Source organism: Plantactinospora sp. A48, from assembly GCF_055793945.1.
Genome location: NZ_JBTIXF010000069.1, coordinates 25,958 through 34,001 on the forward strand (window position 1 = coordinate 25,958; position 8,044 = coordinate 34,001).

General features: G+C 74.7%; 6 protein-coding genes. All 6 read right to left on the reverse strand.

The features are described 5' to 3' along the window. Positions 1 to 12: 12 nt before the first annotated feature. Positions 13 to 1,575 carry a signal recognition particle protein gene (gene ffh, locus ACXN5W_RS25890; protein WP_473160983.1) on the reverse strand — a complete coding sequence of 521 codons (1,563 nt, stop codon included), beginning with the start codon at positions 1,573 to 1,575 and terminating at the stop codon, positions 13 to 15. A gap of 199 nt (positions 1,576 to 1,774) precedes the next feature. After that, positions 1,775 to 2,452 carry a response regulator transcription factor gene (locus ACXN5W_RS25895; RefSeq protein WP_473160984.1) on the reverse strand — a complete coding sequence of 226 codons (678 nt, stop codon included), beginning with the start codon at positions 2,450 to 2,452 and terminating at the stop codon, positions 1,775 to 1,777. Continuing rightward, positions 2,449 to 3,666, reverse strand: a complete 1,218-nt coding sequence (locus tag ACXN5W_RS25900; RefSeq protein WP_473160985.1) for a sensor histidine kinase — start codon at positions 3,664 to 3,666, stop codon at positions 2,449 to 2,451. Before ACXN5W_RS25900 ends, ACXN5W_RS25895 begins: the two co-directional genes overlap by 4 nt. A 4-nt stretch (positions 3,667 to 3,670) precedes the next feature. Further along, on the reverse strand, positions 3,671 to 4,492 hold the full coding sequence (locus ACXN5W_RS25905) for an ABC transporter permease (protein ID WP_473160986.1): 822 nt from the start codon (positions 4,490 to 4,492) through the stop codon (positions 3,671 to 3,673). Then, positions 4,482 to 5,408: an ABC transporter ATP-binding protein gene (locus ACXN5W_RS25910; protein ID WP_473160987.1), complete on the reverse strand. Its 927-nt coding sequence runs from the start codon at positions 5,406 to 5,408 to the stop codon at positions 4,482 to 4,484. Before ACXN5W_RS25910 ends, ACXN5W_RS25905 begins: the two co-directional genes overlap by 11 nt. 227 nt (positions 5,409 to 5,635) lie before the next feature. Beyond that, on the reverse strand, positions 5,636 to 7,894 hold the full coding sequence (locus ACXN5W_RS25915; protein WP_473160992.1) for a [protein-PII] uridylyltransferase: 2,259 nt from the start codon (positions 7,892 to 7,894) through the stop codon (positions 5,636 to 5,638). Positions 7,895 to 8,044: the final 150 nt, after the last annotated feature.

Consider the following 8,044-nt stretch of genomic DNA (forward strand, 5'->3'; position numbering starts at 1 on the left):
CGACACACCACCCTAGCCGCGCTTGTCGTCCCGCTTGTTGAGCTTGTTGAAGTCGAGCTTGGGCAGCTTGAAACCCGGCGGCAGCCCACCGCCGCCGGCCAGGTCGTTGGGGTCCAGGCCCGGCGGCAACTGCGGCATGCCACCGGGGAAGCCACCCGGCAGCCCACCGGCCGCGCCGACGCCACTGCGCGGTCGCCCGCCGCCCTTGGTGCCCTTGCGCTTGTTCTTCGGCGACTTGGTCGCCTTGCGGCGCCCGGCACCGGGCAGGCCCATCATGCCGCCCATCTGCTTCATCATCTTCTGCGCGTCGGCGAACCGGTTGAGCAGCTGGTTCACGTCCATCACGGTCACGCCGGAGCCGTTGGCGATCCGGGCCCGCCGGGAACCGTTGATGATCTTCGGGTTGCTGCGCTCCCCCGGCGTCATCGAGCGGATGATCGCGGTGACCCGGTCGAAGTGGCTGTCGTCCAGGTCGGCGAGCTGGTCCTTCATCTGCCCCATCCCGGGCATCATGGCCAGCACGTTGGCGATCGGACCCATCCGGCGGACCGCGATGAGCTGGTCGAGGAAGTCCTCCAGGGTGAACGACTCGCCGCCCATCAGCTTGGCGGTCATCTTCTCCTTCTGATCGGCGTCGAAGGCCTGCTCGGCCTGCTCGATCAGAGTGAGGACGTCGCCCATGCCGAGGATCCGGCTGGCCATCCGGTCCGGGTGGAAGACGTCGAAGTCCTCCAGCTTCTCGCCGGTGGAGGCGAACAGGATCGGCTGGCCGGTCACCTCCCGTACCGACAGCGCGGCGCCACCACGGGCGTCGCCGTCGAGCTTGGACAGCACCACACCGGTGATCCCGACGCCGTCCCGGAACGCCTCGGCGGTCCGCACGGCGTCCTGACCGACCATCGCGTCGATGACGAAGATGACCTCGTCCGGGTCGACCGCGTCGCGGATGTTGGCGGCCTGCGCCATCATCTCGGCGTCGATGCCCAGCCGACCGGCGGTGTCGACGATCACGATGTCCCGGGCGGCCCGCCGGGCGTGCTCGATCGAGGCCCGCGCCACCTGCACCGGGTCGCCGACGCCGTTGCCGGGCTCCGGGGCGTACACCTCGACCCCGGCCCGGCCACCGAGCACCTGGAGCTGCCCGACGGCGTTGGGCCGCTGGAGGTCGGCGGCGACCAGCAACGGCTGGTGGCCCTGGGCCTTGAGCCAGCGGGCGAGCTTGCCGGCCAGGGTCGTCTTGCCGGAACCCTGGAGGCCGGCCAGCATGATCACCGTGGGCGGCTGCTTGGCGAACTGGAGCCGACGGCTCTCGCCGCCCAGCACCCCCACCAGCTCCTCATGCACGATCTTGATGACCTGCTGGGCCGGGTTGAGTGCCTGGGAGACCTCGGCCCCCCGGGCCCGTTCCTTGATCCGGCCGATGAATCCCTTGACCACGGGCAGCGCGACATCGGCCTCCAGCAGCGCGAGGCGGATCTCCCGTGCCGTGGCGTCGATGTCGGCGTCGGTGAGCCGGCCCTTGCCACGAAGCTTGGTGAAGATTCCGGAAAGTCGGTCGCTCAAGGTGTCAAACACGGCGCAGCATCCCGTTTGTCGTAATTTCGCCCGAACGTCGTGGTCCGGCCGCTCGTTCCCTTCGCAAGGGTAACGGTCGGCCCGCGCGGTCGCTCCCGGCCCGGCCGCCGGGCGGACCAACCAGCCGCCGCACCGCACCGACCCACCGGAGCCGACGACCCAGCCGCCGCACCGCACCGACCCACCGGACCCGGCGAGGTCAGAAGTCGACCAGGCCCGACTGGTACGCGAAGACCACCAGCTGGGCCCGGTCCCGGGCGCCCAGTTTGGTCATCGCCCGGCTCACATGGGTACGCGCCGTCGCCGGGCTCACCACCAGCCGCTCCCCGATCTCGTCGTTGTTCAGTCCCTCACCGACCAGGCCCACGATCTCCCGTTCCCGCTCGGTGAGCGTGGCCAGCCGGGGATGCGGCCGGCGCGCCCGGGACGGCCGGCTGGCGAACTCCCGGACCACCCGCCGGGTCACCGACGGCGACAGCAGGGCCTCGCCCTCGGCCACCAGCCGGATCGCCCGGAGCAGCTCGGCGGGCCGGGTGTCCTTGGTCAGGAAGCCGCTGGCGCCGTACCGCAGCGCGTCGAAGACGTACTCGTCCAGCTCGAACGTGGTCAGCACGATCACCCGGGTGTCGGTCAGCGCGGGATCGGCCACGATCCGACGGGTCGCCTCGATCCCGTCGATGCCCGGCATCCGCACGTCCATCAACACCACGTCGGGCCGCTCGGTGCTGGCCACCGCCACCGCGGCCAGCCCGTCGGCCACCTCCCCGGCCAGCGCCAGACCCTCCTCGCTCTCCACCAGGGTGCGCAGGCCCAGCCGGACCAGGTCCTGGTCGTCGGCGATCAGCACCCGGATCGGCACCGGTACCGCCGCGCTCATCGTCGGGGCTCCGCGGGAATCCGGGCGTACACCCGGAAACCGCCGCCGTCACGCGGCCCGGCGGTGAAGCTGCCACCCAGCGCGGTGACCCGCTCGCGCATCCCGGCCAGGCCGTGTCCGGCGGCGGGTTCAGCGGCGGCGGGGCCGGGCGCCGGGCGGCCCCCGGCCAGGGCCGCCGGCAGCACGCCCGAGCGGCCGGACCGGCCGGTCGACGCCCCGGCCCGCTCCGCCGGCCCGGTGTCGGTCACCTCCACCGTCACCTCCCGGTCGCCATAGTCGACCAGTACCGTCGCGGTCGCCGCCCCGGCGTGCCGCAGCACGTTCGTCAGCGACTCCTGCACCACCCGGTACGCCGCCAGGTCGACCGCGGCCGGCAGGTCCCGGCGGTCGCCGGTGACCGTCACCGTCACCGGCAGACCCGCGCTGGCCAACCGGTCCCGCAGCGCCGGCACCTGGTCCAGGCCCGAGGCCGGTTGCCGGTCGTCGCCCCGGCGGACCACGGCGAGCGTCACCCGCAGTTCGTCCAGGGCCTCCCGGCTGGTACGGCTGATCGCGGTCAGCGCCGTCTCCGCCTGCTCCGGCCGTTTGGGCAGCAGGTGCAGGGCGATCTCGGCCTGCATGTTGATCGCGGCCAGCCCGTGTCCCACCACGTCGTGCACCTCCTGGGCGATTCGTAGCCGCTCCTCGTCGGCCTGCCGACGGGCCTGGTCGACGCGCTCCCGCCGGTTCGCCTCCCGGGAGGACCGGACGACGACGCCCAACGCGAACGGTACGACCGTCCAGGCCGACGCGGGCAGCAGGCCGGACAGCCCCTGCGGCGCGCCCCGGGACCACAGCACGTGCGCGGAGAGCGCGACGGCGGCCAGCCCGGCCGCCCCGGCCGAGCGGCGGACCGGCAGCCGGACGGCGACCGTGTAGACCGCCAGCAGGTACCCGAGCAGGACCGGGCCGTACGGGTAGCCCAACACCAGATAGCCGGCCGTCACCGGGGCGATGAGCGCCAGCGTGCCCAGCGGCCGGCGGCGGCGGACGGCCAGCGGCAGGGTGATCACCGCGATCAGCAGCTCGCCGAGGGCGTCGACGGGGACCGAACCCGGCTGCTGCCGCCCGGCCAGCGGCGTGGCGAAGAGCGAGAACGCCAGCAGGCTGACCGCCATGGCCGGGTCGGCCACCAGCGTCCAGAACCGGTCGCCGGGACCGGTCAACCTCCGCATGACATCACAGGATGTCACGCCGGTTCAGGAGCAGCCCCGTCAGCAGGACAAACCCGACGAGATAGCCGGCGACCACCACGCTCGCCTGGCCACCGCCGACCAGCGACGCCACGCCCGGGGTGTCCGGGGTGGCGCCCAGGGCGGCCACCAGCGAACCGGCGTTCGGGCCGGGCAGCGCCTTCTGGGCCTGCCGTACCCAGTCCAGCAGCGGGGCCGCGATGCCGGCCAGCAGGTTCTGCACGGCGAGCAGCCAGACCAGGCCGAGCCCGACCGGCAGCGCCACCCCGCGCATGAGCACCGCCAGCAGGCCACCGAGCGCCGCCCACATGGTGGCGATCAACCATCCGGCACCGATGCCGGCCAGCAGGTCGGCCGGGCCGGGAAAGGCGACCGGCTGGTCCTGCGCCGTCGCGACGAGCACGCTGGCCACCGCTCCGACCCCGAAGACCGCCAGTACGACGGCGAGCGCGGCGACGGCCAACGCCACCAGCTTGCCGACCAGCACGATCGATCGCGACGGGCCCTGCGCCAGCAGCGTCTTCCAGGTCCCCCAGCCGTACTCGCCGCCGAGGGTCAGCACCCCGAGGATCAGCGTGACCGACCCGAGGAACACCGGCAGCCCGGCGATCGAGTTGCCGACGAGGTTCCCCGGCAGCATCGCCGCGAGACCGCGGTCGGCGGTCGGGCCGCCCGTCCCACTGGCGTAACCGGCGTACGGAATGACGTACGTGAACAGCAGGCTGAGGACCAGTGCGACGGCCAGCAGCAGCCACGAGGCCGGCCGCCGGACGAGCTTCAGCAGTTCCGCGCCGACACTACCCCGCATGGGTCAGCCCACCCTTCGTGGTGAGTTCCAGGAACACGTCCGTCAGGTCCCGCTCGCGCATCCGCAGCTCGCTGACGGCCACCCCGCCGTCGACCAGCTCGGCGTTCACCGCGGCGGCCCGGTCGGCCGGCACGGCGAGTTCGAGCGCGTCGTCGGTGACCCGGACCGGGGCGTCGCCCAGCAGCGCCCGGGCCAGGTCGGCGGCCCGGTCCAGCGGTCGGGCCACCACCCGCAGGGTCGCGCCGCCGAGCAGCTCGGCCACCGTGCTCTCGGCCACCAACCGGCCCCCGGCCAGGACGCCGACCCGGTCGCAGACCTGCTGCACCTCGCTGAGCAGGTGGCTGGAGAGCAGCACCGTGCAGCCGCCGACGCCGAGCCGCCGGATCAGGGTGCGCATGTCGGCCATCCCCGCCGGGTCGAGCCCGTTCGTCGGTTCGTCCAGGATCAGCAGCCGGGGATCCTTCAGCAGCGCCGCGGCCACGCCGAGCCGTTGTTTCATGCCCAGCGAGTAGCCGTCGTACCGGTCACCGGCCCGGCCGGCGAGGTCGACCAGGTCCAGCACCACCGGGACCCGGTACGCCGGCACGCCCGCGTACCGGGCCAGCAGGCGCAGGTTGTCCCGCCCGGACAGGTACGGATAGAACGCGGGCCCCTCGATCAGCGCGCCGACCCGGTCCAGGTGACCCGGTTCGCCCGGCCGCACGCCGCACAGCCGTACCTCGCCGGCGGTGGGCCGGACCAGTCCGAGCAGCATCCGCAGGGTGGTGGTCTTGCCGGCGCCGTTCGGGCCCAGGAAGCCGTACACCTCGCCGGGCCGTACCGTGAGGTCCAACCCGTCCACGGCGACCAGGTCGCCGTACCGCTTGGTCAGCCCCCGCGCCCGGACCGGTGGCGGCCCGTCGATGGTTTCGGTCATGCCCCCAGGTTGCCGCCCACGCCGCCGGCCCGCGTCGGCCCACGGGCGGCGTTCCCGGTACGTCCCCGGACGTACCCTGCCCCGCGCCGATGCGCGCCGATGCGCGCCGATGCGCGCCGCTCGGCCGGTCCGCCGGCCAGCACCAGCGCCAGCGCGCACGGCCCCCGGAGGCCGGCGGTTAGGAGAGGGCCCTTCCTATACAAAAGGCGATAACAAGGTGCCCTTCCTTACACGGCGGCCAGGACGGCGGCCTCGACCCGGTCCCGGTCGCTGGCCGAGGACCAGTCCCCCTCCAGGTAGAAGGCGTCCACCACGTCGCCGCCCAGGGTGCTGACCCGGGCGGCCCGGACCACGGCGCCGGCCGCGTCCAACGCGCCGGTCACCCGGTGCAGCAGGCCGGCTCCGTCGGCCGCCCGCAGTTCCAGCACGGCCGCGTCGGTGGCCGCGCCCCGATGCCAGACCACCCGGGGCGCGGCGCCGGGCAGGGGCGCCGAGCGGATCCGCAGCCGCCGGGTCACCGAGTCGTCGCCGGCGAGGACCCGGCGCAGGTCGGTGGCGAGCGCGGCGGGTTCCGGCGGGCTGCCGTAGCGGGGCTGCACCCGGCAGCGCACGAGGGCCCGTCCGGCCACCGCGCAGGCGTCGGCGGTGAGCACCTCCAGCCGGTGCGCGGCGAGGCAGCCGGCCACCGCCGCGAGCAGACCGCGCCGGTCGGCCGCCGCCACCGTCACCGCGTCCGCGGTGATCCGCAGGGCCGGCAGCGGCCCGGCGACCAGCGCCGGATCAGGTTCCGGCGGGGCGGGCAGCTGCCCGGTGTCCAGCGCGGTGCGTACCCGGTCGACCAACTCCGCGACCAGCCGGTTCTTCCAGTCCGACCAGGCGGCCGGCCCGGTGGCCCGGGCGTCGGCCCGAGCCAGCGCGTGCAACAGCGCGAGGGTGCCGACGTCGCCGACCGCCTCGACCACCCCGGCGATGGTGACCGGGTCGCTCAGGTCCCGCCGGGTCGCCACCTCGGGCAGCAGCAGGTGCGACCGGACCAGCCGTTCGATCAGCGCCACCTCGGCGGCCGGCAGCCCGATCCGGGCGGCGACGGCGGCGGCGATCGGTGCCCCGACGGTGCTGTGGTCGCCACCCGGCAGGCCCTTGCCGATGTCGTGCAGCAGTGCGCCGACCAGCAGCAGGTCGGGCCGGTCCACCTCGCGGGCGTACCGGCCGGCCTCGGCGGCGGTGACCACGAGGTGCCGGTCCAGGGTGAACCGGTGTACCGGGTTGTGCTGGGGCAGGCTGCGCAGCCGGGGCCACTCGGGCAGCCAGCCGTCGACCAGGCCGTACCGGTCGCAGGTCTCCCAGGTGGACACCAGGCCCGCGCTCGCGCCGAGCAGGCGGAGGAACGCGGCGCGGGCGGGCGCCGGCCACGGGGTGGGCAGCGGTGGGCCGTACGCGGCGAGCCATTCGCAGGTGGCCCGCGCGATCGGCAGATTGTGGGTGGCCGCCGCGGCGGCCACCCGCAGCGACAGGCTGGGGTCCGGGCGCGGGCCGATGGCGGCGCGGGCCAGCACCAGCTCGCCGTCCTGTTCGACGACGTCGGTCGCGACCGGACGGCGGGCCGCTCGGGTACCGGTCCCGGGTGCCCCGCCGCGGCTGCTGACCGGGGCCGGCCGGCCGAGGCCGGTGCGCAGCCGCGCCACCGCGCGCCAGGCGTCGTCCAGGGCGTGGCTGATGGTCCGGGCGTCGCTGGCGACCCGGCGCAGCAGCGCGTCGCCGTCGTTGACCTCCGGTTCCTCCCGCCACACCTGGTCGGCCGCGCCGGGCTGCGGCGGTACGGTGTCGGCACCGCCGGGCTGGGGCTGCCGCAGCTCCAGCAGCGCGGCGACGGCCGCCCGCTCCTGGGCCAGCAACCGGTCCACCCGGCGGCCGGTGACCAGGTGCAGTGCGTCCCGGGTGTCCAGCAACCGTCGATGGGCCGCCCGGACGGCCGGGCGGGACGAGTCGGTCATCCCGGCACGGCCGATGGCGCGCAGCACCGAGACGTCCCGCAGCCCGCCGGTGGCCTCCTTGAGGTCGCCCTCGAGCAGGAAGGCCAGTTCGCCGTGTGTCGCCCGGCGTGCCTCGGTCAGCTCCCGCAGGGCGGGCAGGCGGCGGGGCGCCGTCCGGCGCCACTGGTCCGCCGCCGCCACGACCAGCTGCTCGGCCAGGTCCCGGTCCCCCGTCACGTACCGGGCGTCGAGTAACCCGAGCGCCACCTTGAGATCGTCGTGCGCCACGGACAGCGCCTCCGGCAGGGTCCGGACCGAGTGGTCGAGCCCGTGCCGCGCGTCCCAGATCGGATACCACAGCGCGGCGGCCAGCTCGGCGATGCCGGGCACTCCGGAGTGCAGCAGCACCAGATCGAGATCGCCGTGCGGGGCGCACTCCCGGCGGCCCAGTCCGCCGACCGCCAGCAGCGCCACCCCGGTGGGCGGGAAGTCGGCCGGCAGCAGGCCGGTCAGCCAATGGTCGAGGGGGGAGGGGGGGGGGGGAGGTGGGGGGGGGGAGGGGAGGGGGGGTTGACTTAACGTTCCCGTTGTCCGGGCTGGCCTGCTGGGACGTGTCCACAGGGGGTTAACGGGTCGACCCCGGCGGGTACGAGCTGATGATCG

Bases quoted from the DNA above. Each gene is read 5' to 3' on its own strand.
- ACXN5W_RS25895 (WP_473160984.1), bottom strand. From the start codon at position 2,452: ATGAGCGCGGCGGTACCGGTGCCGATCCGGGTGCTGATCGCCGACGAC.
- ACXN5W_RS25900 (WP_473160985.1), bottom strand. From the start codon at position 3,666: ATGCGGAGGTTGACCGGTCCCGGCGACCGGTTCTGGACGCTGGTGGCC.
- ACXN5W_RS25905 (WP_473160986.1), bottom strand. From the start codon at position 4,492: ATGCGGGGTAGTGTCGGCGCGGAACTGCTGAAGCTCGTCCGGCGGCCG.
- ACXN5W_RS25910 (WP_473160987.1), bottom strand. From the start codon at position 5,408: ATGACCGAAACCATCGACGGGCCGCCACCGGTCCGGGCGCGGGGGCTG.